Origin of the sequence: Mycobacterium senriense (assembly GCF_019668465.1) — a bacterium.
Taxonomy (GTDB): domain Bacteria; phylum Actinomycetota; class Actinomycetes; order Mycobacteriales; family Mycobacteriaceae; genus Mycobacterium; species Mycobacterium senriense.
The window spans coordinates 3,727,006-3,751,003 of the sequence record NZ_AP024828.1 but is presented as its reverse complement, the minus strand read 5'-3'; the positions used below and the strand labels follow the sequence as shown (position 1 = coordinate 3,751,003).

Sequence of the window (23,998 nt, the reverse complement as noted above, 5' to 3'; positions counted from 1 at the left end):
CTACTAGCCCTGTTCGAAGTGCCCGTTAGAGGAGCCATGAGCCCGAACACACCGCCGCCGCCGGCCGGAGTCCTCGACGGGTTCGTGCCGTTCCCCGCAGATCGGGCCGCCGCCTACCGGGCGGCCGGCTACTGGACGGGACGGCCCCTGGACGCGATCCTGGCCGACGCTGCCCGGCAATGGCCCGGCCGGACTGCCGTCCTCGACGCCATGGGCGACACCGGCCTCAGTTATGTGGACCTCGACGACCAGGCTGACCGCGCGGCCAGTGGCCTGCGGGGCGCGGGTGTCGCGCCCGGCGACCGGGTGTTGCTGCAGCTGCCGAACGGCTGCCAGTTCGCGGTGGCGCTGTTCGGGCTGCTGCGGGCGGGGGCGATCCCGGTGATGTGCCTGCCCGGCCACCGGGCCGCCGAACTGGGGCATTTCGCCACGGTCAGCGAGGCCACCGCACTGCTGATCGCCGATGCCGCAGCGGGTTTCGACTACCGCACGATGGCGCAAACGCTCGTCGCGCAACACGCCACGCTCAAGCATGTCATCGTCGACGGCGAACCGGGACCGTTCACCTCGTGGACACAGCTGTGCGACCGGGCGACCGCCGACACGCCACCATCGGTGCCTGACCCGGGATCGCCTGCGCTGCTGCTGGTTTCAGGTGGCACCACGGGCACACCCAAGCTCATCCCCCGTACCCACGACGATTACGTCTTCAACGCGAGGGCCAGCGCCGAACTCTGCGGGCTCACCTCCGACGACGTCTACTTCGCCGTGCTGTCGGCCGGCCATAACTTCCCGCTCGCCTGTCCGGGTCTGCTCGGCGCGATGACCGTCGGTGCCACCACCGTTTTCGGCACCGATCCCAGTCCCGAAGCGGCCTTTGCCGCCATCGCACGCCACGGCGTCACGGTGACCGCCCTGGTGCCGGCGTTGGCAAAGTTGTGGGCGCAAGCCTGCGACTGGGAACCCGTGACACCAAAAACATTGCGCCTCTTGCAAGTTGGTGGCGCCAAGCTGGAACCCGAGGATGCCCGCTTGGTGCGCGGCGCCCTGACCCCGGGGTTGCAGCAGGTCTTCGGGATGGCCGAGGGGCTACTGAACTACACCCGGCCCGACGATCCTCCCGAACTCACCGAACACACGCAGGGGCGACCGATGTCGGCCGCCGACGAATTGCGCGTCGTCGACGCGGCGGGCGAACCGGTGGACCCTGGCGAGGAGGGCGAACTACTGGTCCGCGGGCCGTACACCTTCAACGGCTACTTCCGCGCCGAGCGCGACAACGAACGCAGCTTCGACCCCGACGGCTTCTTCCGCAGCGGTGACGTGGTCCGGCTGCGTAAGGACGGCTATCTGGTGGTGACCGGTCGCGTCAAAGACGTGATTTGCCGTGGCGGGGAGACGATTTCCGCGGCCGATCTCGAGGAGCCGATGCACAGCCACCCGGCGATCTTCTCGGCCGCCGCGGTCGCGCTGCCGGACCCCTACCTGGGCGAGAAAGTCTGTGCGGCCGTCGTTTTCAACGGCCCCGAACTGACGCTGGCGGAGTTGAACGGCTATCTGGACTCCCGTGGCGTGGCCGCGCACGCCCGCCCGGACGTCCTGGTTGCGATGCCCTCACTGCCCACCACCCCGATCGGCAAGATCGACAAAAAGGCGATCGCCGGCCGGGTTTCGGCGCAACAGACATCAGCGCGTCGGTAAGGCCACGCGCTCCTGCTGTGGTCCGCGATCAGCCCATCGCCGCGTAGAGGTCGGCGAGCAAGCCCGCCGTGGTCTGGAAGTCCATGCACTGATCGGTCACCGATTGGCCATAGGTCAGCTCGCCGCCGAGCGATTGGGCACCGGCCACCAGGAAGCTCTCCAACATCAGGCCGGCGATACCGCGCTCGCCGGCGCCGATGCGCGCGGCCACCTCGGCGGTCACTTCGGCCTGCCGCACATGGTCTTTGGCAGAGTTGGCGTGTGAGCAGTCGATCATGACCTGACCGGATAGCCCCGCCTTGCTCAGCCGTTCGATGGCAGTGGTCACCGAGGCAGAATCGTAATTGGGCCCGGCGGTGCCGCCCCGAAGGATCACGTGACAATCAGGATTGCCCATGGTCTGCACGACGGCGGCGCGACCGATGTTGTCGGTGCCGAAGAAATGGTGCGGTGCCGCAGCGGCTTTGACGCCGTCGATGGCGACTTGGATGTTGCCGTCGGTGCCGTTCTTGAATCCGACCGGCATAGAAAGCCCGGACGCCAACTGGCGGTGCACCTGCGATTCGGTGGTCCGCGCGCCGATTGCGCCCCAGGCGACGGCGTCGGCGATGTACTGCGGGCTGGTGGGCTCAAGGAATTCACATCCCACCGGGAGGCCGACGTCGATGACGTCGAGCAGCAACCCACGCGCGATGCGGATGCCGCGTTCGACGTCGAAGCTGCCGTCCATGCTGGGATCGTTGATGAGGCCCTTCCAGCCGATGGTGGTGCGCGGCTTCTCGAAGTAGACCCGCATCACGATCTTCAGCCGGTCCGCGTACTCGGAGGCGAGCGGCGCGAGCCGGCGCGCGTAGTCGAGTGCGGCGACGGGATCGTGCACCGAGCAGGGGCCGACCACCAATAGCAGCCGGTCGTCACCACCGGCCAGGATTGCCGAGATCTCGTCGCGATCGCGCTGCACGGCCTGGGCGCGCCGCGCCGTCAACGGCAGCTCGGTGCGGATCGCGGCGGGAGCCGAGAGTTCCCGGAACGAAACGATCCGATGATCGGACGTATCGATGGTCGCCGTCTCGCAATTGATGATGGACATGAAGGGTGTGTGCCTTTCTCTGCTGGCTCCCAGGGCACGCCCGCTGGTTCCCGATGCCCTGAAAAACGAAAAGCAGCGACCTTGTGGTCACTGCCGGGCTCCGGGTATCAGTCGTGCGGTTGCGTCAACCAGACGCTGCATCGCTGACTCCACCCGGAGCCACGATAAAGCGCCAATACGCGCGCACGCCGATGTTCACGTCGGCGAAGATACCACGCCGGTCCGGGACCGGTGCAAACGCGTCGCGGTTACCGACCGGCGCACGCGAGTCAGGGATCCAAAACCGTGGTCGCCGAACCGAATCAGTTCAGAGCGAGCGCGGCTATCTGATCGAGGAACGCGCGCGCGGGCGCCGACGCGCTCGCGGAGACGGCGAGGCCGAGGCGCCGCACGGTCTCGGGCAGCAGCGGCCGCACCGCGACACCGTTCGGCTCGGGCAGGCCGGCGCTGGGCAGGATGCTCACCCCGAGCCCGGCGCGCACGATCTCGAGCGTCGCGGCGATCTCGCGCGCTTCGAAGGCCAGGTCGAATTCGATCCCGGCGCGCCGCGCGATCGGCATGAACACCTCCGCACAACCACCGGTGCCACGGACGAACGGTTCCTTGGCCAGGTCGGCGTAGGTGATGGTGTCCTTGGCTGCCAGCCAGCTGTCGGCCGGTACCACCGCAACCATTTGTTGGTCGCCGAGCACCGCCACGTCGAGTCCCTTGACCGGCAGGCTGACCACGCCGGCCTCGGCCGCCCCCTGGTCGAGCCAATCCAAGATCTCCCCCTCGCTTCCCTCCAACAGCCGGATGGTGGCGGCCGGGTGCCGCTGGGCGAATGACCGTAGCTGCGGAGCGACGAGCGAGGCGGTTGCGGACGGCAGGCTGGCCACGCTCAGCGTCCCGGTGATGTCGCCCGCCAGATCCGCGACCTCGGTACGCATCAGCGTCAGTTGGCGGACCGCCTCTCGCGCGTGCGTCACCGCGACGGCACCCGCCTCGGTTAGCGACAGTGCGTCTCGGCGACGGAGGAACAGCGGCAGACCCAGCTCTTTTTCCAGTGCGGCGACGGTGCGGCTGACGGCCGGTTGGGATAACCCGAGTCGCCGACCCGCGGCCGTGAACCCGCCCTGATCGACCACCGCTATGAACGTCTTGAGCTGCGACAACGTCGTCATCGATCCTCCATAAGATCAATGTCATCCAACATATCAACAATGTTATGAATTGTTGGCTTTCCAAAACGTTTAAGTCATCATACGAAACGCCTTCGAAGGAGGACATCATGACCACACGGCGAGTACTGATCACCGGGGCATCAAAGGGAATCGGCCGCGCGGTCGCCGACCGAGTCGCGAAGTCCGGCGACATACCGCTCGGCCTGGCACGCACCCGACCCGACGACTTCCCGGGCGAGTTCTACGAGGTGGATCTCACCGACAGCGCGGCCACCGACGCCGCGCTCCAGCGGGTCCTGGCGAACGGGCGCGTGGACGCGGTGGTCAACAACGTCGCCGTCGCCCGGTTCGGCCGCATCGGCTCGATCGACGTGGACGACCTGTTCACCACCTACGACCTGAACGTGCGCACCGCCGTACAGGTCGTCCAGGCGGTGCTACCCGGCATGCTGGCAAGCGGGTGGGGCCGCATCGTCAACGTCACCAGCCTGACCACGCTGGGCACCCCGGAGCGCACGCCCTATGCGGCGACGAAGGCGGCCCTGGAGGCATGCACCCGGATCTGGGCCGGCGAACTCGCGCAGTCCGGCATCACCGTCAACGCGGTGGCTCCCGGACCCATCGAAACCGAGATGTACCGCGAACTCAGCCCGGCCGGATCCGAGCGCGAATCTCGTGTCCTGCAAACCATTCCGATGCGCCGTGTCGGCACACCGCGCGAGATCGCACACGCGATCTGCGCGCTGCTCGACGAGGACGCGGGCTACATCACTGGCCAGATCATTCGGGCGGACGGCGGCGGAAGCATCGCCGCGTGATAGGCCCTCCTAGTCAAGGATCCGATGACGCCACGAATTAGCCGGAAGTGTTGGCGCGCAACGCCTCGAGCAGTCTATCCATCACCGCGCCAGCGTCCGCCCGGGCCTGACGATGGTCCTTGGCGCGGGCAATGTAGAGCGTTGCCTCGCGCAGCGCGCCCATGATCGTCAGCGCTGTCGCCTCGACGGGCTGACGGGGGATGCTGCCGGACTCGATGGCCTCGGTGAGCAGCCCGGTCACGAATCCGATGTTGTAGCGGTGCCCGATGTCGCTCCAGCGTTCCCATCCCAGCACCGCCAGCGCCTCGAGCAAGACGATGCGCTGAACCTCGGGTTCGGCGCACGCGTCCAACCAGAGCCCCGAACACAGTCGCATGATTTCGACCGGATCCGAGTGCCCCGCCGCGGCGACGGCCTCCCCCATCCGCGCGGCCATCTCCCCCTCCACCTGCTCGAAGACCGCCGCGAACAGCTCTGTCTTGTCGGCGAAATGGTGGTACAGCGCTCCGCGTGTCACCCCCGCGTCGCGGACGATGGTTTCCAGGGACGCGTCGGCGAATCCCACCGACGCAAACAGCGGCCGCGCGGCGCCCATCAGCGCATCGCGCGTCTCGGCCGCGCGTTCGGCCTGCGTGCGGCGACCGCCCTTCGCCATCAACCCTTACCTTTCACACCGCCCGATGCATTGTCATGCATACCGTATGCAGGTCGTGAATTGTGGCACCGCCGAAGTGGCGTCGCGGTCTGCGTCTCCTCAGAACACCCTGAGCCGACGAATGATATCCAGCGCTGCCGGGTCACCCTCGGCCTGCACACCCAAGCCCTCCCAGGTGCCGCGCTGGGTGATCCACCGCACGAAGGCCTGGGAATCGGACGTGACGCGCGCCGCGGCGTCGGACCGGCCACCGAGACGCAGGGTCCGGGCGCACAGTCCGTCGAGGCGAATCTCCACGCCCGCGGGTAAATCGTTGAGCAGATTGACATTCTGCTGTGGCAGTGCGGCTTCGATCCAATCGAGCGTGGGGGCGAGCCGCAGCTCGTCGACGGGTGGCGGGTCTCCCTCCAACGGCCCATCCGGAGGAAACAGGTCGTACCGAGTGTGGATGAAAGCCTCGAAGACGAACGTTGTCGGCACCACCGAGGCCGGGTAGGTTCCGACGTCGCCTATGGGTATGTCCACGTCCTGGGTCTCGACTGCCGCGAGCACCTCCAGTCCCCGCGCGCTGACCGATTCATAGTCGGCGACAACCTCTTCGGGGGTCATCGAACGTCGCGAGTCGACGTAGAGGTCCGCCGCGCGTTCCGCGGGTATGCTGCCGGGACTGGGCAGCGTCGACGGATCGACCGCCAACCAGAAGCTACACGCCATGTGCGACACGAGGTCCTGCACGGACCAGCCGGAGCAACCACTTTCCTTCGCCCACAATGGATCCGGCATCTGCGAACAAAGTTCCAACACGATTCTGCGTTCTTCCGCTATAGCGTCGAGCGTGGCACTCATAGGGGCCGTTCCCTTCTAGATACATACCGTATGTATTAACATACACACTGTATGTATGAAGTCAAGGCCGCAGGTCGGCGGAAGCCGACGCCCAGGACAAGCGCCCGTGAACCGCGGGCAGTAGGACATGCACCGCAATCAGGCCGATCCGACGAGTACCGGCGGGCAGGACTCGGCTAGCCGGTGCCGAGCAGTCGTTGCTTTTGTTCGGCGAATTCAGTGTCGGTCAGCGCGCCGGTGGCTCGCAGTTCCGCGAGTTTGCCTAGCACGTCGGTGACTTCGCGCAGTTCGGCGGCGGTTCCGGTCGAGGCGCTGCGCGGCGACTGTCCGCGCTTCTGCAGAGCCGCCGCGGCGGGGACCTGGCGGCCGGGCGCGTCGCTCGTGTCGGCCGGTTGGCGACCCCGGCCATCAGGTGTGCCGCGGCCGGGCATCGCCATCAACGGCGCACCACCGAACAGCGGCATCTGGCCACTGAACAGGCCAGAACCCGCGCGGCTCGCCGGAAGAGCACCAGCGTCGGGCGACTCGAGTGCGGTGAGGCGCACTTCCGGTGCCGCCGTGGACCAACCCTGCGGCACCGACATGCTGCCCAGCGAGTTCGCACGCCCCATTCCCGCGGACACCGTCGTCGCTTTTCCGGGCGAGCGCGAAACTGCCGGCTTTTCCGGCACGGCCTTCGATTTCGTGCCCGGTTCTACAATCTTGTGTTCGGTGTCCGAAATGAACCCCGCGGCTCCCGATACCCCGATCAGCCCGGTGCCATTGCCGAGGAATGCAGACCCGAGGGACACCAAATTGTATGGGTTCATGAAGCTTGAGAGGTCACTCAGTCCCGAGGACGCCGTCGACGAAGTTGTGAGGTTTTGCAGCGCGTTCGGCACCGCGGACATCGTGTTGCTCGAAAGCGCCGATTGCACGTGTCCGGCCGAGGTACCGGCGGCCTGTGTCGTCGCAACAGTCTGCGCGGCCAGCCCGCCCTGATTGGTCGTCCGCTTGGGCGGGGTGAACGGTGTCACCTGCGAGGCCGCGTGCGACGCGCCCGCATAGCCGTACATCGCGGCGACGTCCTGGGCCCACATTTCGCCGTAGGCGACCTCGGTGGCGGCGATCGCCGGGGTGTTCTGACCCAGGAGGTTCGTGGCGACCAGGGACGACAACTGGGAGCGGTTGGCTGCGATCACCGACGGGTGCACCGTCGCCGCATACGCCGACTCATAGGCCGTCGCAGCGGCTTTGGCCTGAGCACCGGCTTGCGTGGCCTGCTCAGCGGTGGCGGTCAGCCAGGCCACCTGCGGTGCGGCCGCGGCCGCCGTCGCCACCGCGGACGGCCCGTGCCACGGCTCACTGGTAAGCCCGGAGATCACCGACTCCATGTTGGCCGCCGTGGTGTGCAGCTCATTGGCGAGCTCATCCCACGCCGTCGCTGCGGCCAAGAGCGACCCCGCGCCGGGGCCTGCGTACATGCGGCCGGAATTGACCTCCGGCGGCAATACCGCGAAGTGCATTGAGTTCCTTTGAGATTGTGGGGGCATCGGTCATCTAACCCCCGCTCACGTTCCCTTTGGTACCACGCGCTCTCGATTCTCAATCCTGCGCGCGTACGTCCGCGCGGGGAGTGTCGGCCCGCGGTCGTGTCGTGCAGATCCGCTGTAGCGCAGGCGTTTCCGTGCATCCTCCCAGCCCGTTGCCCACGGACAATATTGCCTTGAAGGCCGAAAGTGAACATACTCACACCGCGGTCCCCGATACCCATAACCGGCGGTACGTCGCTTCGACAGCCGAAGTGATGCCCCAGAAAACCTGGAGGCGGCAAAGTGCAACCAGCTCGGGTCGACCCACCGCTACCTGCGCGACGTCTACTAGGCCGTGGTGTCCGCCGAGGCAGGATAATCGGGGAGCCAACGCACCTGCGCGATGCGTTCGGTGAGTTCTTCGTCGCTGCGCGTCGGGGCGACGCCGTCCGCGACGGCCTGCACGGCGACGGCGTGCGCGATGCGCACCGCAATATCGGGCACGTCCGACCATGCGGGCAGCAGCGGCTGGTCGGGGTCGGCGAGGGCCGGCGACGCCTCGCCCAAGGTTTCGGCGGCGACCCGCATCATCTCGTCGGTGACCCGCGTCGCCTGAGCCGCCGTCACGGCCAGTCCCATCGCGGGGAAGATGTAGACGTTATTGCATTGGGCCACTGGGCGTTCCACACCGTTTCGGTGTAGCGGCGCGAACGGTGAGCCGGTGGCGATCAGGGCGCGCCCGTCGGTCCACTGGTCCAATTCCGCGGGGTGCGCCTCGGCGCGGCTCGTCGGGTTGGAGAGCGGGAAGATGATCGGCCGCTCGGTCTTGTCGGCGACCTCGCGCACGATGCTCTCGGTGAAGGCACCCGCCGCGGTCGACAGGCCGAGCAGCACACCCGCGTCGACATGGTGGACGACGTCGGCGAGCTGGGCGGGCCCTGAAAGATTCCAATCCGCAACGCGACCGGCCGGCTGGGCGAATCCGCGCTGCGCGTCGGACAGGTCGGTGCGGTCGTCGGTGAGCAGGCCGACCACGTCGACAACCCAAATGCGCTGCGAGGCCTGCTGTTCGGACAGGCCTTCGGTCATCATCTGCCGGCGAATCATGTCGAGCACTCCGATACCGGCCGAGCCGGCGCCGAGCATGACGACCTGTTGCTGCGAGAGCGGGCGGCCGGCGACTTTGGCGGCGCCGTGCAGCGCTCCCACGGTGACGGCGGCCGTCCCTTGGATGTCGTCGTTGAAGGTGAGCAGCTTGTCGCGGTAGCGGGCCAGGATCGGCAGCGCATGCGTCGTGGCGAAGTCCTCCCACTGCAGCAGCACATTGGGAAGATGGTTGCGCACCGCGGTGACGAACTTGTCGATGAAGGCGTAGTAATCGTCGTCGTCGATGCGCCGGTGCCGCCAGCCCAGGTACTGCGGATCGTCGAGAAGTTCGCTGTTGTCGGTACCCACGTCGAGCACAATCGGAAGGGTGCGGGCGGGATCGATACCGCCAATGAGCGTGTAGAGGGACAGCTTTCCGATCGGGATGCCCATCCCGCCGATGCCCTGATCGCCCAGGCCGAGGATGCGCTGTCCGTCGGTCACCACGATCACGTCGACGTCGCGCTGCGGCCGGTTGTCCAGCACCTCGTCCAGACAGTGACCCTCGGCGTAGGAAACGAACAATCCTCGCGGCCGCCGGTAGATCTCACTGAAACGCTGGCAGGCCTCACCCACGGTGGGGGTGTAGACGATCGGCAGCGCCTCGGGAATGTGGTCACTCAACACCTTGTAAAACAACGTTTCGTTGCGGTCCTGCAATGCCCGCAGATAGATGTGTTTGTCGAGATCATCTCGCCGAGTGGAGAATTCGTGCCAGCAGTGCTCGGCTTGCTGCTCCAGGGTCTTCACCGTCGTCGGCAGCAGACCCAAGAGCCCCAACCGCTGGCGTTCAGCTTCGGTGAAAGCGGTGCCTTTGGTGGTCAACGCATCGAACAGCCTGGCCGTACCACGAAGCTCATCGGGCATCGTCAACATCCGTTCTCTGGAAGGTTCACGGTGACGAGAAACGACGGGTTGTCCCGACCATCATCGACCACCCCGGACGCTTTGTCTGCGCGAGCAGCCGTCGGGTGCGCCGCCCGTGGGCGACGCCGCCTCGGGCAACTTGAGACCGACTGCCAGTCGGCGCGTCCTGCAACTTACTGGGCGGTCTGCGCTCACCATGGCGAGAACCACCCGCTGAATAGTCGCCGTCGGCGCTTATCCACCTGGCGCGCAAAGATTTCCCCTGCGCTGCGAATTCGGGCTCGTGGTTGCGCACGCTGCGCCCACGTGACAAGGTTCACCACGCCGACTCGATCGAATCACAGTTTGCTGTCGGTGCGCAGTTCGGCTCCCGATTTGTGCACCTAGGCTGGCATTAGCAGGGCCATCTGGCCTAGTGCTGTGGCCCTGTTAAGAATCGATTGGTTGTTTGCCCGGAGCATCGGCGCGAGGAATCTTTCGCTGACACTATTCCAATACGACCATACATCACGATATGGTAACCGAGGCGCCGTTTGGGCAGGCCCACCAGCATCTGGCGAGGTCTCCCCGATATAGCGCTTGCTGCATGGGTGGGAATCGACAGGTTGGGTCATCTGGTCGAGATAAATGCTTGTTTGACTGGTAGTTCCATGTTAACGAAGCGCGAATTAAATGGCCCTGCGTTGTCGACTACCTCACATGAGCACACATTTGGTTGACAGAACTTTCCATGCGATAGCTCAGGCCCGAAAGGGGAATTACATGATTGCGCCGCGGGATCGCCGGCGAGTCATTTATTTGCGCCGCTTGCCAACACGTGGACCGTCAACTCAAACCCCAACCAGCCCAATCACCGGCCTGCATTGCTCGCCGCGGCTCGCCGTAAGCGACTTGCCAAGCCTACGGAACCGGACCGCCTCGGCAACCGACTTACTCAGCAATTCATGCGCCGTGCCATTAAGGTCATCCAAACCGGCGTCGCAGCTGACGGACGAAAGGTAGCGCATGTTCTTGGGCACGGTTGAGGACTGGACGGCCGAGGGCACCGTCGTATCCTGGTACCCCACGGCCGCCACCTATCGGCGCGCCGCCGAAGCACAGCACCACCCCGCCCCGGTGAGCTATCAGCAGGCGCAGCATCTCCGCTATTACCGACGCCAGGTTAACCGCGGCCGTGATATCCCCCGGTTGTGCATCGGGGCCTGGGAAATCAGCGGCATCTGCGATATCGATGCGATGACCCAAGCCGTGAACGGTCACCTGCGGCGACACGACACTTACCACGACCGCTTCGCCTTCGGGGATAACGACGAGATCCTTCGCTATGTCATTCCCAACCCGGAGGTCATCACCTTGGCGCCGGCGGACCTCGGGCGGATGACGCCGAACCAGATCCGCAAACTGCTTCTCGATACGCCCGACCCGCTCCAATGGGACTGCTTCACCTTCGGCATCATCCAGGCCCAAGACCGGTTCACCATCTATATCGCCGTCGACCACTTGCGCGCCGATGGCATGTCGGCGGGGGTGATCTTCCTCGACATCCAGACGATGTACTTCGCCGCATTGCAGAGGGCGGAAAACCCGCTGCCGTCCGCCCCGAGCCATCGCGAATACAGCGCGAATCAGCACGCGTACACCCGGGGCCTGAACGAGGAGTCGCCCGAGATTCAATCGTGGCGCGCTTTTCTCGCGGCGAATAATGGGGCACTCCCGAAATTCCCGCTGGAACTGGGTGACTCGAACGCGGACACCCCGGGAGCCATCGACGTATTCGACCTGCTCGATGACGACCAAGGCCGACGGTTCGAAGCGGTGTGCCGTGCGGCGGGCGCGCGTTTCAGCGGTGGCGTGTTCGCCTGCGCCGCGCTGACCGAACACCGGTTAACCGGCGCCGCAACGTATTTCGGGCTCACGCCATTCGACAACCGGCGGGAGCCCGCGTACGCCACCGCGGTCGGTTGGCTGGCCAGTTTCGTCCCGTTGGCGATTCCCACCGCCGGTGCGTCGTTCGATGAGGTGGTCAGCGCCGCCCAGGCATCTTTCGACGGCAACACCGCCCTGGGCGCCGTGCCCTACTACCACCTGCTCGAATCCACCGACCCGTCGTCGAACCCGATCGAGGTCCCGGACCGTCCCGTCCCGATGCTGTCCTACATCGACATCCGCAAGTTGCCGTTCGGCGATTACTTCGACGGCCTGCGCGCCGGCGTGTGGGGCGATAACCGGCTGTCGGAGACGGTGTGCATGTGGGTCAATCGCATGCACGACAAAACGCAGTTGGTGGTCGCCTACCCGGGCACCGACGTCGCCCGCAGGTCCGTCCTGCACTACGTCGAGACGATGCGAGCCGAGTTCACCCGGGTGTCCGATGCCGGACTCCGTATCCATGCGTGATGTGGTTCCCTTCGTGGCGTCGCCGGAGGCCGCGGTATGAGTGCCCTGGTGGCACTCACCTTGCGGACGGTGTCAGCGTCCCGGCGCGACGCTGACCTGCTTTTCGCCGCGCTGGCACCGGTGGGCTGTTTCCTGGGGTTCACGCTGGTACTCGGCGGCCTCATCCACACCGGCCCGATGAGCTATCCGCAGTATGTCGTTCCGGTCGTCATCGTGCAGGCGATGCTGTTCGGGGCCATGACCACGGCCGATCGCGCCGCACGAGACCGGTTGTCCGGCTTCGGTTCGCGGCTTCGCACCCTGCCGGTTTCCGCGGTGGTGCCGCTGGGCGCGCGGATGCTCTATTGCCTGACCCGCGCGATCATCGCGTTGGTCGCGGCCATCGCGGTCGGATGGTTGTTTGACTTCCGGATGGAGGGCGGCCCCGGTGACACGGCCCTGTTCGTGCTCACCGTGGTGGCGTTCGCGATGGCGGTTTGTCTCGGTGCCGATGCGCTGGGCTCCCGGGTCGGCTCCGTCGAATCGTCGAGCCAATTACTGCTTCTCCCCCAACTGGTCCTGATCTTGTTGTCCACCGGAATCGCTCCGGCGGAATCGTTTCCGGCATGGCTTGGACCGTTCATTCGCAACCAACCGGTGTCTCAGGTCACCGAGACGCTGCGCGGCCTTACCACTGGCCACGTCACCAGCAGGGATCTGACGGTGACATCGACGTGGTGCCTTGGCTTGCTCGCACTTTTCGGCGTTCTCGCGGTGCGGATGCAGCGCCGTGTCAGCGCGGGAAGTTCGGGCGCGCCGCTGATCGTTCGCAGGGCAGCTCGGGACGAGTCGCCGGCGCACGATGCGTCCACCGATCGGGCCCAGGTGGCCGTTTGTGCCGCTGCACGGCAAGAGATTCCGTGCGCGACATCGCTGACAGCCTTCGTCAGTCAAAGCACTTCGGAGGCGGGACGGCTGCTGCGCCGCTGGCGCCGCGACCCGATAGTCGCGGTACAGGCGCTGTTGTTTCCGACCTTTCTCCTCGTCATCTACAAACTGCTGGTAGGCAAATCCGTCCTGGCCGCCACCGGACACGACAGCCTGTACGGGCTGGTCCCGATGTGCGCGGTGGTCGGCGCGGTGTTCGGAACCCTCGGCACCGGTCTGGCTTTGCCGTCCGAGCGCGAGTCCGGTGTACTCACCAGGCTGTGGGTGCAGCCGGTTCATCGGGCCAGCACCGTGGCGGGGCGGCTCGTCGCTGAGGCGGCCCGAACCATCACGTCCGCCCTTGTGCTCACCGTCTTCGGAATCGCTATGGGTCTGCGATTCAACTACGGCTGGATCGCGATGCTGGCTTTCGTCCTGATGCCCGTGGCGATTTCGGCCGGAATGGCGACATTGGTCATCGCCATCGCTGCGCGCGCGGACGGCAAAGCGATGGTGACCTGGCTGGGCGCGGGGTGCATAGTGTTGCTGTTCCTGAACACCGGTGTGGCGCCCGCCGAGGTGTTTCCGGGCTGGCTGCAACCGGTGGTGCGATTTTCGCCAATCTCCCCGACGATCGAGGCGATGCGCGCGCTCGCGGAGGGCGGTCCGGTGCTGTCGCCGCTGTGGCAGGCGGGCCTCTGGGGCGGCGTGCTGGTCGCAGTATTCGCACCGGTGGCGGTGCGCGGGTATCGCGCTGCGGCCGAGGCGGGGTGCTAGTGGCGCGGCTGGCGCTGCTGGACCAGGCCGCCTTCCTGCGGCTGCGCGCCACCGGTCAGGGCAGCACCGTGCAGTCCACGTGGATCTACGACCGCGACGTGAACATCGACGAATTGCGGGCCTTCAACGACAATCTCGGTGCCGGCTTGCTCGGACGCCGGATCGAGCGTTCGCCGTTGCCGTTCGGGCGTCATCGCTGGGTGCTCGACAGCCGCTCGCCCGACATCGCGTGGGAACCGCCGCGACCCCGGGACGAGATCGGTGCGTGGCTCGAACGACGCGCCCGGGTGGACGTCGATCCCGAGCACGGCCCGACGTTTCATCTGGGCGCGCTGCCGTTGGACGACGGCGGCGCGGCGGTCACCCTGGTGGCGTCGCATTGCGTGGTCGACGGCCTCGGGCTGGTGTTGGCCGTCGCCGAAGCGGTCAAAGGAGAACGACGCAATCTTGGTTATGCACGGCCAAATTCACGCCAGCGGGGCCGCGCGATCTTGGCAGACCTGGCCGATGCCCTTCGTGCTCTGCCGGCGGCGATTCGCGCGCTCATCGCGACCCTGCTGATTTTGCTCAGGGTCTCGTCCGATCAGCGGCGTCAGTCGCCGGCGCGGCGGCCCGGAGGCCCGAGTGACGACGACCAGAACACCTCCCCGTCGGTGACGATCCAAACCGACGCCGCGGCGTGGGAGGCGCGAGCGCGCGCCCTCAACGGAAGCGGCAACGCACTTTTCGTGGCGTTCGCCGTTCGCCTGGCTCACCGGATGGGCAGGGTGCTGCCCGACGGAAACTCCGTGACGGTGGTGCTTCCGGTCAGCGACCGCACCCCCGACGACGACCGCGCCAATGCGCTGACCTCGATCACACTGGCCGTCGACGGCGCCGCGGTGGCTGGCGATTTGAGCGCCGTGCGCGCCGACGTCAAGAGATCGCTGGCGGCGCTCGAGCAAGAGCCCAACGAGATGCTCGCCGGACTGCCGCTCATTCCATTCACGCCGCGCTGGCTGGTGCGCCGCGCCGAAGGCATCGCCATGTCGTCCGGCCAGCTTCCGGTGGGGTGTTCCAACCTCGGGAGCCTTGACGGCGCCGTCAGCCGCATCGATGGCGCGGATGCGACCGAGGTCTCCATGCGGCTCGCCGAGCAGGGCCTCACTCAGGCCCGCATCGAGCAGGCGCAGGGCCAATTATTTTGTGGCACAGGCACCGTCAACGGCAGCCGGTTTCTCACCGTCGTTGCGTATCAGAGCAGCGCCACAGCCACGCGCGAGTTCGCGTGCGCCGCGCTGGCCGACCTGCAGCTGTCCGCCACCAGCGTGTACGAGGGCCGGATCTGATGGTGGATCTGAGCATGCGGGCGTATCCACGTGCCCGGAATCGCCTCGTGGGTATCGGCGCCGCAATCGCGGCGTGGACGGCACTCGTGCTGTGGTTCGCGATCAAGGTCGTTCCGCTCGACGTGTACTGGATGTCGTATTACGCCGCCGACTACACGCACGGCTTCGTCCGCCGCGGGCTGGCCGGCGAACTGGTGCGGTTGGCCCCCAACCACTACTTCGGGGCCACGCTCGGTCTGCGCTGGCTGTCGACCGCGGTCTACCTGTGCGGCCTGGCCGCGGTCGCGGGTGTGATGCTCGTCGGCCGCTATCGATCTGAGCGCCGGCTGATGGTTGCGATGGTGATTCCGTTGCTGCCGTTCGGTGTTCCATTCGCGGCATTCTCGGCCCGCCCCGACCTCTTCGGCGGGGCGGCCCTGGCGCTGTTCAGTTCGGCGCTGGTGCTGACGCGTTCCCGCGCCCTCGCGATGGGCTGGTGCGCGGCTTACGGCGCCGTGATCGCGGTGCTGACACTGGTCCACGAGGCGATAGGGCTGCAGTTCGCGTTGGGTGCGGTGCTGGCGATCATCGTCCTCGGCGGTGCGCTGGAATCCACTCAACGTCTCGGCATGCTCGTTGCCGTGACACCGGGAGTTCTCATCACGGCTGTGGTGGCGGCGTTCGGTCGTCACGACATCGCCTCGCAGCTGTGTGCAGCCGTACCGCATCACCTGATGCCCAACCCCTTCGCCACGGTCACGTCGCCGGAGACGCTGATGCGCTTCGTGATGAACGGGCAGTCCGGTCAGACCGACTACCACGACTGGGTGTGCCGAAACGTCATGCCGCACTACGACCAGGGAGTCGCCGACGCCGTCCGCACGGTCGGCGACATCGGCATACTGGGTCTCACCGTCTCGTTGATCTTCGGCGCCGCTGCGCTTGCGGTGACGCTGTGGGGACTCAGCGGACTCTCCGGTGTACCGCTGCGCGCATTCGTCGAGGCGCTGTCAGGCCGAACGGGCTGGGTTATCGCCGGCCTGTTGCTGGTCGCCCCGGTTTTCCTCACCGGCTACGACTGGACCCGCTGGCTGACGATCGTGGCATTCGACGTCGCGATCGTGTTCATCCTCTTCGCCGCACGTCGACCGGAGATCGAACAAGCGCCCACCCCAAAGACGTTGCGATTGTTCATCAGTATCGTCATCGTCTTCGCACTGATCCCGGTGGGCGCCGTTCCCGGGTTCGGCGGCCCTCGCATGGTTTGACCGACGCATCGCAGCTAGAAACCGACGGTCGCATTAACCGCGAGTCTGGTTAGTCCATTGGGTCCCGTCCCACCAACGCGCAAAAGCGTGACCCCACGGGTCCTCGTACCATCCCGCTACGGGCATAGCGCTCGATGTAGCTGGTGCGTTAAGGCGAGCGGCGCGCTCGGCTTCCCGTTGACTACCACTTCGCGAAAGGCCCTGAGACGAGGCGATTTGTCGTCGTTGGCGCGCGTGGCGGTTTCGCTCACTAATCTGGCGGTTTCGCTCAGTGATTTCGCGATGTTGTGCCACCGTCTTCTGATGAATCTCCTGGTACCGCTTCGCTGCCTGTTGGTACGCTTGTTCATGCCATGCGTCCACTTCTGATCACTCCTGTGGGTTTCTGATTCTGCGTTTTCGTACAGGGGTCACCTTGAATTGACGGCAGACGATGAGAATGCTGACATGGCGAACCCCCTCCCCGGCGCCGTTACACTGGGCGACTAGCCAAGTTTTGGCTCGTCTCGAAAAGGCCGCATAGCGTAGTGGGCTACTCGACCTGATTCGGCCCGCTGCGCGGCGCAGACCCGACGGTCACCAAAGTCTGGATCGCGCAGCGTGGTTCCGGGTGCCGCCCGGATACCGATTACCGTCGACCGACGTACTCGCGCGGGGGTCTGTTGCCGGCGGCCTCTGACACCGGTGATGGCCGCGATGACCTTTTGGAGATCTGCTAGGTGGTGCGCTGTGGCGCAACGATAATGCCGCTGGTCATCGTGGGCTGTACTCGAGGTGCAGGGCGGACAGCCCGCGCAGGATCCACAGCGGCACATAGTCGAACCGACGGTTTCCGGGCGGCCCGTGGTGCGCCTCGTCGAGCCGAATGTCCTTGATTCGGTCCAGGACTCGCTGAATCGTGACCCGGCCCTCGATCCGGGCGAGCGGTCCCCCCGGGCAACTGTGTACGCCACGCGCGAATGACACGTTCTGCCGCGCATTGGGCCGGCCGACGCGCAGGTCGGCCGGGCACTCGAAATGCGCAGGATCCCGGTTTGCCGCGCCGGGCAGCAGCATGATCTTGGTACCGGCAGGCAGGCTCACCCCGCCTAGGGTGGTGCTCACCCGGGTAAGCCGGAAGTCGCTTTTGATCGGGCTCTCCAGCCGCAGCACCTCTTCGACGAATGTCGGGATGTGATCGGGGTTGTCGCGCAACGCATCCTGCAGTTCGGGACGCTCGGCCAGAATATGAAAGGCGTTGGCCAGCAGTCGGGCGGTGGTCTCATGGCCGGCGATGAAAAGGAAGGTGGCGACCCTGACCACGTCGACCACATCGGGCTGGCTTCCGTCGGGGAATGTCTGAGTAGCGAGTTCGGTCAGGATGTCAGACCGTGGTGTTTCGCGCCGGTCACTGATGTAGCCGGTGAACCATCGATCCAGATACGCCAGCGGATTGAGGTCGGTGGCTCCGTCATCGCCGATCCTGGCCCATGGTTCATCCTCGGTCGGGCCGGTTCCGGCCAGCAGGGCGCGAAACATCGCGTGGTCCTCTGCCGGCACGCCCAGCAGGTCGGCGATGACCAGAAGCGGAAACGGCTGACCGTACGCGGCGACGAATTCGCATTGGCCAGTGTCGACGAACTCGTCGATCAGACGGTCGGCGAGCTCCCACATGAATGCCTCGTTCTCCTTGAGCCGCTTCGGCGTGAACAGACCGCTGAGCAGCGCACGGTGCGCGGTGTGGGTGGGCGGGTCGAACGACACAAGGTGCTCGTTCATGGGGAACTGCTCGCGGTGACTGTCGATCAGTTCAGAGATGTCGTCGCCGACGACGTTGAACGGTAAGGGGAACGGGCCCGACGAAGAGTTGATCGCCGAGAAATGGTCGCTGTCCTTGTACACCGCGACCAGTTCGTCGTATCCGGTCACCGCGACGACGCCACTCCTGGCGATCGGGCACACCGGACCCTGCGCCCGCAGGTACTCGTAGTAGGGGTACGGATCGGCGATGACACCCGGATCGCTAAAGAAGTCGACGTCGGCGAAAGCACTATCGGACTGCATGCGGCGACGCTAACATTGCTTACAAATACTGTAAAGGATGTCAATGCCCCCGCAGATCTACGATGATCCCGCCACCCGCGAGCGCATCCTGCGCGCCTGCTTCAAAGTTCTGTGCCGCCACGGGTACGGGAAGTTCACCTTGTCAGATGTCGCAGCGCAGGCCGGCATCTCGCGGCCGACGCTTTACAAGTGCTTCGCCTCTAGGGACGAGCTACTTATGGCGTTCAGCGAGTTCGAGGTGCAGTCCTTTGAGGAGGACCTCGCCCATGCACTCGTGGGGCGCAAGGGTCGCAAGCGACTCGACGCCATCGTGGAGTTTCTTGCCGACTTCTACCGCTCGTATCAGATGCGCGGGCTCATCGAGATCGAGCCCGCGCTGGTTTTGGCGCAAATGAGGGGCGCGATCCCAGTACTTTCCGAGATCATCGCCCGCGAACTCGGCAGCAGGGTCGGCGATCCCGTACTCGTCTCCACCACACTGGTTCGCATCGGGATCTGCCACTACCTACTGCCCAGCAGCGACGACGACCTTTTGCTCGCCCAACTCCGCGCCGCCGTCGGCCTACGGTGACGTCGATGGGACGTGTGGCAGACAAAGTGGTGCTCGTCACCGGGGGTGCTCGGGGCATGGGAGCCGCTCACGCGGCGGCACTGGCCGCCGAAGGGGCGAAGGTAGTGATCGCCGACGTACTGGAAGATGAAGGTCGCGCAGTCGCCGAAACGCTGGGCGAGGCTGTGCATTTCGTGTGTCTCGACGTCACCGACGTTAGCCAGTGGGAGACGGCAGTCTCGGCGTGCATCAACGTATTCGGAGGCTTGGACGCACTAGTGAACAACGCAGGCATCGTCAAGCTCGGCTCGCTGCGGAAGCTGGCGATTGCCGATTGGCAGCAGGTCCTCGACGTCAACCTCACCGGCGCTTTTCTGGGTATGCGCGCCGTGGTCGAGCCGATGATCGCTCGCGGCGGCGGCTCGATTGTCAACATCTCCTCCGTCGAGGGTTTGGCAGGCAGCTCCCATCTGCACGCGTACGTCGCAGCCAAGTTCGGCCTGCGCGGCATCACCAAGTCCGCGGCCGTCGAGCTGGCGAGCCAAGGCATCCGAGTGAACTCGATCCATCCCGGTCTGGTCCACACCCCGATGAGCGACGGGGTTACCGAGGACTTCATGGCCCCTATCCCGATGCGACGCGGCGCCGATCCCGCTGAGGTGTCGAGCTTCGTGGTGTTCCTCGTCAGCGACGAGTCGACCTACGCTACCGGCGCCGAGTTCGTCGTCGACGGCGGTTTGATGAGCTATGTCCCGACGAAAGTCTGACGCCCACCGCTCCCAAGGAAGCGCGCCCGTGCAACCTCACAATCTCGTCGCCGTCGTCACTGGCGCCAGCCGTGGCGCCGGGCTCGGCATCGCTCACGCACTCGGCAGCCATGGCTGCACCGTGTACGTGACGGGCCGCACCCGCGAGCCCGGCCAAACCCCACTCACTGGAACAATTTACGACACCGCGGCTCTGGTTACCGCCGCTGGCGGTATCGGCATCCCCATCGCAGTGGACCACTCCAACGACGACCAGGTACGCGCTATTCGAGACGATCGAACGCGATCACGGCAAGATCGACATTCTGGTCAACAACGCAGCCTTGATTCGCGACGAGATGATGGGCCCTACCAAATTTTGGGAGGAGCCGCTCAACGTCATCGACACCCTCGACGTAGGTCTGCGCAGTAGCTACGTCGCCAGCGCGCTGGCGGCGCCATTGATGATCTCTCAGAACAAGGGGTTGGTGGCGTTCACCTCGGCATCAGGCGCGGCGCACTATATGTTCGGGCCCGCCTACGGCGTCGCCAAGGCCGGCACCGACAAGATGGCTGCCGACATGGCGGTGGACTTCAAGTCGTACGGCGTCGCCGCCGTATCGATCTGGATGGGTACCCTACTCACCCAGCGCGTGCGACAGATTGTGGCCGCCGACCCCGAGAAGCTCGGCTACATAATCGACGACACCGAAACTCCGGAATTCACAGGCCATCTCATCTGGGCACTGTACAACGACCCCCGCCGTATGGAGCTCAGCGGCCGGACCCTGATCGGTGCTGAACTCGCAAGGCGGTACGGCATCGTCGACGACTGCGGCCGCACTCCCCCGTCCTGCCGAGATCGCTACGGAGTCCATCCGCATTCCCAGTTTGAGATCCACCTCGACCGCGCTAGGCGTAGCACTGATTAGGTAGACCAATGGCAGAAGGTTTGGGGCAGTCCTCGTCGTTGAACGGATCAACCGACGACCCAGTGGGCGTACGTACCGGTCGCACCGGCCACCAGGCATGACCTTGCACCGGAATGGGTGGCTAATCCCGGAGTGATCAGGCTAGTAGGTGTGACACGAAAGCCGGGGAATCGGGCCGCGATTTCGAGGAGTCGAGAATATTGTCGACTCGGTAGCGTGGCAGTAGCTCTCTTACAGGCGATTTCGTCAGATTGGGATGCACTGACTGTCCGCAGGGCCGCGGGGGCCGGCGAAGGGCTAGACGGTGGTATGTCTCAGGTTCGTGTCAGATATGACATCCATATGACATCTCAACTGAGAATGTGACACCGGATTTCACACCCGCCAGGTCGAGCGGGCACGGCGTTCGCATCGCCCCAGAAAGCTGCCATTGACCAATGTCACCATTTGGTGTTGACTGCGTTGTATGACGGACGGCGTTCCGGCTCGCGGATCGTTGCGATCCCGCGGCGCGGCAGCGGTAAGTACGTACACCCTTCGGCCGATCACCAGCGTGATTCCGCCCGAACGGGCCTGGGGTCTGTGGTTATCGCGCCAGATCATCGCCAGGATCATGGGCACGTTCGGGCCCTCGCTCGCGGGCACCCGCGTCGAGTCGGTCGACGTCAAGCTGCCCGATGGCCGTCGGGTCAAGGGTGAATGGGTATTCGGACCGCGAACGCCCACAAGCGAAACCGAGCGGTCCTCACTCAGCGAGGGTGCGATCTACCACGTGCACGGCAGCGGATACGCCGTGTGTTCGCCAAAAACGCACCGCCGCTTGACATCCTGGCTGTCGGCCCTGACCGCCCTACCGGTGTTCTGCATCGATTACCGACTCGCACCGCGTCACCGCTTCCCCACCGCGGCCGACGACGTCCGCGCGGGCTGGGACTGGCTGGTCGACACCTGCGGCGTGCCGCCGAAACAGGTAGTGATCGCCGGTGATTCGGCGGGCGGTCACCTGTCGGTGGACTTGCTGTTGCAGCCCGAGGTCGATCACCCCGCCGCCATGGTGCTGCTCTCCCCCCTATACGACCTCACGTTCGAGCTGTCACTGGCGCGCGAGCGGATTCGCCCCGATCCCGCCACCCGGGCGGCGAACGCGGTCCGCCTGGTCGGCCTCTACCACAGCGGCATCGAGCTCACCCACCAACGGCTGACGCTCGACGTCGCCGGCGGCGCCGCGCTTCCCCCCACCCTGATCCAGGCGGGTGGGGCCGAGATGCTGCAGGAGGATGCGCGCCAGCTCGCCGCCGACATCCGCACCGCCGGCGGCCGATGCGAACTGCAGATCTGGCCGCACCAGGTGCACGTCTTCCAGGCGTTGCCACGCATGACACCCGAGGCCGCCAAGGCCATGGCCTATGTCGCGCGATTCATCGCCCACGCCCTGCAGGATGCACGCGCCGTCACCGAGGAGATCCACCGATCATGTTCGGCCCCGTAGACAGACTGCTCAACCGGTCGAAAACCAGCCGCGGCGCCTCGGCGGTGGTGACCGGTGCCGGAAGCGGCATCGGCGCCGCCTTCGCCGTCGAACTGGGCAAGCGCGGCGGCGCGGTGGTGTGCAGCGACATCGACGAGGCGGCCGCGCAGCGGACGGCCGACACCATCACCGAGCACGGCGCCAAGGCGGTGGCAATCCGTTGCGACGTATCGCGATTCGAGGACGTGCAGGCGCTGGCCGAACAGTCGCAGGCCTGGTTCGCGGCGCCACCCACGCTGGTGATCAACAACGCCGGCGTCGGCGCGGGCGGTGCCGCCATCGGCGAGGCGCCGCTGGACGACTGGCTGTGGACCTTGGGCATCAACCTGTGGGGTCCCATCCACGGCTGCCACGTGTTCGCCCCGATCCTGCGCGAGGCCGCGCCCTCGCACGCGCCGCGGGGCATCATCAACGTGGCCTCGGCGGCGGCGTTCGGTGCGGCGCCCGGCATGGCCGCCTACAACGTCAGCAAGGCCGGTGTGCTCTCACTCTCGGAGACCCTCGCCGCCGAACTGGCCGGCACGCCGGTGCGCGTCACCGTGCTGTGCCCGACCTTCGTCAAGACCAACATCCTCGAATCCGGCCGCATCAGTGAACAATCCAGCGAGCTGGCCGGAAGATTGATGCGCTGGACGGGATTGTCCGCGGACAAAGTCGCGCGCACCTGCTTGGACGCCCACGACCGTGGTGAGCTGTACTGCATGCCCCAATACGACGCCAAGATCGGATGGAACATCAAACGGCTTGCCCCGCAGACCTATACCCGTGCGGCCGGCCTGGTGTCCCGCATCAACTTGCCCTGATCACCCGACGAAAGGAGCCACCGGTGGCCATCGACATGGAAGCCATGCTCGCCAAGATCAAGGATCGACAGTGGGCCCTTGCCGACATCGATTGGGACGCGCCTGGTGCCGACACCATCCGGCCCGAGTTCCGTCCCAAGCTCAAGGCGTTCATGGCTGACCTGTGCTGGATCGAAAACGTCGGTGCGCGTGGGTTCGCGGCGCTGGCCAAGAAGGCACCCGACCCCACGCTGGCCGAGATCTACCGGTACTTCCATGCCGAAGAACAGCGCCACGCCAACGCCGAGATGGCCCTGATGAAGCGCTGGGGCATGCTCGACGACGGCGAGGTTCCCAAGCCCAACGTCAACATCCGGCTGGCCATCGAATGGCTCGACACCTACTCCGACGACATGCCGCTGTCGGTGCTGGGCACCGTCATACCGATGCTGGAGGTCGCCCTCGACGGCGCGCTGCTGAAATTCTTGCTCGACACCGTGGAAGACCCGGTATGCCATCAGGTGTTCGAGAAGATCAACAATGACGAATCACGGCATATCGCAGTTGATTTCGAGGTGCTCGACATGATCGGCCACGCCACGGCGCGGCGGCTCGCCATCGAGTTCATCGGGACCATCGCCACGCCCGGCCTGATCATCGGCGCCCTGATGTACATCCCGCTGCTCAATCGCGTGCGCAACGAGATGGCTGGCATGGGCATGGAACCCGAGCGGCTGTACAACGCGGTCAAGCGCTTCAAGCAACTGGGCGAGCGCGGCGAACGCACCCGGCGGGTGCCCGCCTACCGGGTGCTCAAGCGACACGCCGGCTGGGTGGTCAACCCCGGTCACCCCTATCACCTGCTGGCCAATTCCATGGTGTGGCTGTCCGACCGGTACCCCAAACCGTTACTCAGACCGGTACCCAGCTGGTTCAAGGAACTCACCTACCGGCCGGCGGCGTGA

General features: G+C 65.7%; 19 protein-coding genes and 1 pseudogene. 12 read left to right on the top strand and 8 right to left on the bottom strand.

Annotated elements, in window-relative coordinates; all coding sequences use genetic code 11:
* Window positions 1–36 precede the first annotated feature (36 nt).
* Window positions 37–1,701 (top strand): (2,3-dihydroxybenzoyl)adenylate synthase, encoded by a 1,665-nt coding sequence (locus MTY59_RS17840; RefSeq protein WP_221042324.1) that lies wholly within the window; start codon window positions 37–39, stop codon window positions 1,699–1,701.
* Window positions 1,702–1,729: 28 nt separating this feature from the next.
* On the opposite strand, the gene MTY59_RS17835 is transcribed toward MTY59_RS17840, so the two are convergent.
* On the bottom strand, window positions 1,730–2,791 hold the full coding sequence (locus MTY59_RS17835) for a 3-deoxy-7-phosphoheptulonate synthase (RefSeq protein WP_221042323.1): 1,062 nt from the start codon (window positions 2,789–2,791) through the stop codon (window positions 1,730–1,732).
* 302 nt (window positions 2,792–3,093) lie between these two features.
* Window positions 3,094–3,954, bottom strand: a complete 861-nt coding sequence (locus tag MTY59_RS17830) for a LysR family transcriptional regulator (RefSeq protein WP_221042322.1) — start codon at window positions 3,952–3,954, stop codon at window positions 3,094–3,096.
* 107 nt (window positions 3,955–4,061) lie between these two features.
* On the opposite strand from MTY59_RS17830, the gene MTY59_RS17825 reads away from it, so the two are divergent.
* Window positions 4,062–4,772, top strand: coding sequence for an SDR family oxidoreductase (locus MTY59_RS17825; protein WP_221042321.1), 711 nt, complete (start codon window positions 4,062–4,064; stop codon window positions 4,770–4,772).
* A gap of 37 nt (window positions 4,773–4,809) precedes the next feature.
* Here MTY59_RS17825 and MTY59_RS17820 read toward each other — a convergent pair whose 3' ends face one another.
* The 4 genes from MTY59_RS17820 to MTY59_RS17805 form a co-directional block, all read right to left on the bottom strand.
* Window positions 4,810–5,427 (bottom strand): TetR/AcrR family transcriptional regulator, encoded by a 618-nt coding sequence (locus tag MTY59_RS17820; protein WP_221042320.1) that lies wholly within the window; start codon window positions 5,425–5,427, stop codon window positions 4,810–4,812.
* 99 nt (window positions 5,428–5,526) lie between these two features.
* Window positions 5,527–6,273 carry a maleylpyruvate isomerase family mycothiol-dependent enzyme gene (locus MTY59_RS17815; RefSeq protein ID WP_221042319.1) on the bottom strand — a complete coding sequence of 249 codons (747 nt, stop codon included), beginning with the start codon at window positions 6,271–6,273 and terminating at the stop codon, window positions 5,527–5,529.
* Window positions 6,274–6,449: 176 nt separating this feature from the next.
* Window positions 6,450–7,778: a PPE family protein, SVP subgroup gene (locus MTY59_RS17810; RefSeq protein WP_221042318.1), complete on the bottom strand. Its 1,329-nt coding sequence runs from the start codon at window positions 7,776–7,778 to the stop codon at window positions 6,450–6,452.
* A gap of 354 nt (window positions 7,779–8,132) precedes the next feature.
* Window positions 8,133–9,797 carry an NAD-dependent malic enzyme gene (locus MTY59_RS17805; protein ID WP_221042317.1) on the bottom strand — a complete coding sequence of 555 codons (1,665 nt, stop codon included), beginning with the start codon at window positions 9,795–9,797 and terminating at the stop codon, window positions 8,133–8,135.
* Window positions 9,798–10,802: 1,005 nt separating this feature from the next.
* Here MTY59_RS17805 and MTY59_RS17800 point away from each other — a divergent pair.
* Genes MTY59_RS17800 through MTY59_RS17785 form a run of 4 tightly spaced genes read left to right on the top strand, consistent with a single transcriptional unit; the run spans window position 10,803 to window position 16,452 of the window.
* Window positions 10,803–12,194, top strand: a complete 1,392-nt coding sequence (locus MTY59_RS17800) for a condensation domain-containing protein (RefSeq protein WP_221042316.1) — start codon at window positions 10,803–10,805, stop codon at window positions 12,192–12,194.
* A 36-nt stretch (window positions 12,195–12,230) separates the two neighbouring features.
* Window positions 12,231–13,877, top strand: a complete 1,647-nt coding sequence (locus MTY59_RS17795; protein WP_221042315.1) for an ABC transporter permease — start codon at window positions 12,231–12,233, stop codon at window positions 13,875–13,877.
* On the top strand, window positions 13,877–15,205 hold the full coding sequence (locus tag MTY59_RS17790) for a hypothetical protein (protein WP_221042314.1): 1,329 nt from the start codon (window positions 13,877–13,879) through the stop codon (window positions 15,203–15,205). The genes MTY59_RS17795 and MTY59_RS17790 overlap by 1 nt, the downstream gene beginning before the upstream one ends.
* Window positions 15,205–16,452 carry a hypothetical protein gene (locus tag MTY59_RS17785; protein ID WP_221042313.1) on the top strand — a complete coding sequence of 416 codons (1,248 nt, stop codon included), beginning with the start codon at window positions 15,205–15,207 and terminating at the stop codon, window positions 16,450–16,452. Before MTY59_RS17790 ends, MTY59_RS17785 begins: the two co-directional genes overlap by 1 nt.
* 33 nt (window positions 16,453–16,485) lie before the next feature.
* Here the strand turns inward: MTY59_RS17785 and MTY59_RS27990 are convergent, their stop codons facing one another.
* Entirely contained in the window at window positions 16,486–16,578 is a 93-nt protein-coding gene (locus MTY59_RS27990; protein WP_221042312.1) for a DUF2510 domain-containing protein, read from the bottom strand.
* Window positions 16,579–17,205: 627 nt separating this feature from the next.
* Window positions 17,206–18,495, bottom strand: coding sequence for a cytochrome P450 (locus MTY59_RS17775; protein WP_221042311.1), 1,290 nt, complete (start codon window positions 18,493–18,495; stop codon window positions 17,206–17,208).
* Between the two features lie 43 nt (window positions 18,496–18,538).
* Between MTY59_RS17775 and MTY59_RS17770 the strand changes: the two genes are divergently transcribed.
* The 6 genes and pseudogenes from MTY59_RS17770 to MTY59_RS17745 all read left to right on the top strand — a co-directional run bounded on the left by MTY59_RS17770 (window position 18,539) and on the right by MTY59_RS17745 (window position 23,998).
* Window positions 18,539–19,066, top strand: a complete 528-nt coding sequence (locus tag MTY59_RS17770) for a TetR/AcrR family transcriptional regulator (protein WP_221042310.1) — start codon at window positions 18,539–18,541, stop codon at window positions 19,064–19,066.
* Between the two features lie 5 nt (window positions 19,067–19,071).
* Window positions 19,072–19,812 (top strand): glucose 1-dehydrogenase, encoded by a 741-nt coding sequence (locus MTY59_RS17765; RefSeq protein ID WP_221042309.1) that lies wholly within the window; start codon window positions 19,072–19,074, stop codon window positions 19,810–19,812.
* 28 nt (window positions 19,813–19,840) lie between these two features.
* Window positions 19,841–20,723: pseudogene (locus tag MTY59_RS17760) on the top strand (SDR family NAD(P)-dependent oxidoreductase).
* Window positions 20,724–21,189: 466 nt separating this feature from the next.
* The gene (locus tag MTY59_RS17755) at window positions 21,190–22,212 is read left to right on the top strand and encodes an alpha/beta hydrolase (RefSeq protein ID WP_221042308.1); all 1,023 of its coding nucleotides are present in this window, start codon (window positions 21,190–21,192) and stop codon (window positions 22,210–22,212) included.
* Window positions 22,197–23,054 carry an SDR family NAD(P)-dependent oxidoreductase gene (locus MTY59_RS17750; protein WP_221042307.1) on the top strand — a complete coding sequence of 286 codons (858 nt, stop codon included), beginning with the start codon at window positions 22,197–22,199 and terminating at the stop codon, window positions 23,052–23,054. The genes MTY59_RS17755 and MTY59_RS17750 overlap by 16 nt, the downstream gene beginning before the upstream one ends.
* A gap of 23 nt (window positions 23,055–23,077) precedes the next feature.
* Window positions 23,078–23,998 (top strand): ferritin family protein, encoded by a 921-nt coding sequence (locus tag MTY59_RS17745; protein WP_221042306.1) that lies wholly within the window; start codon window positions 23,078–23,080, stop codon window positions 23,996–23,998.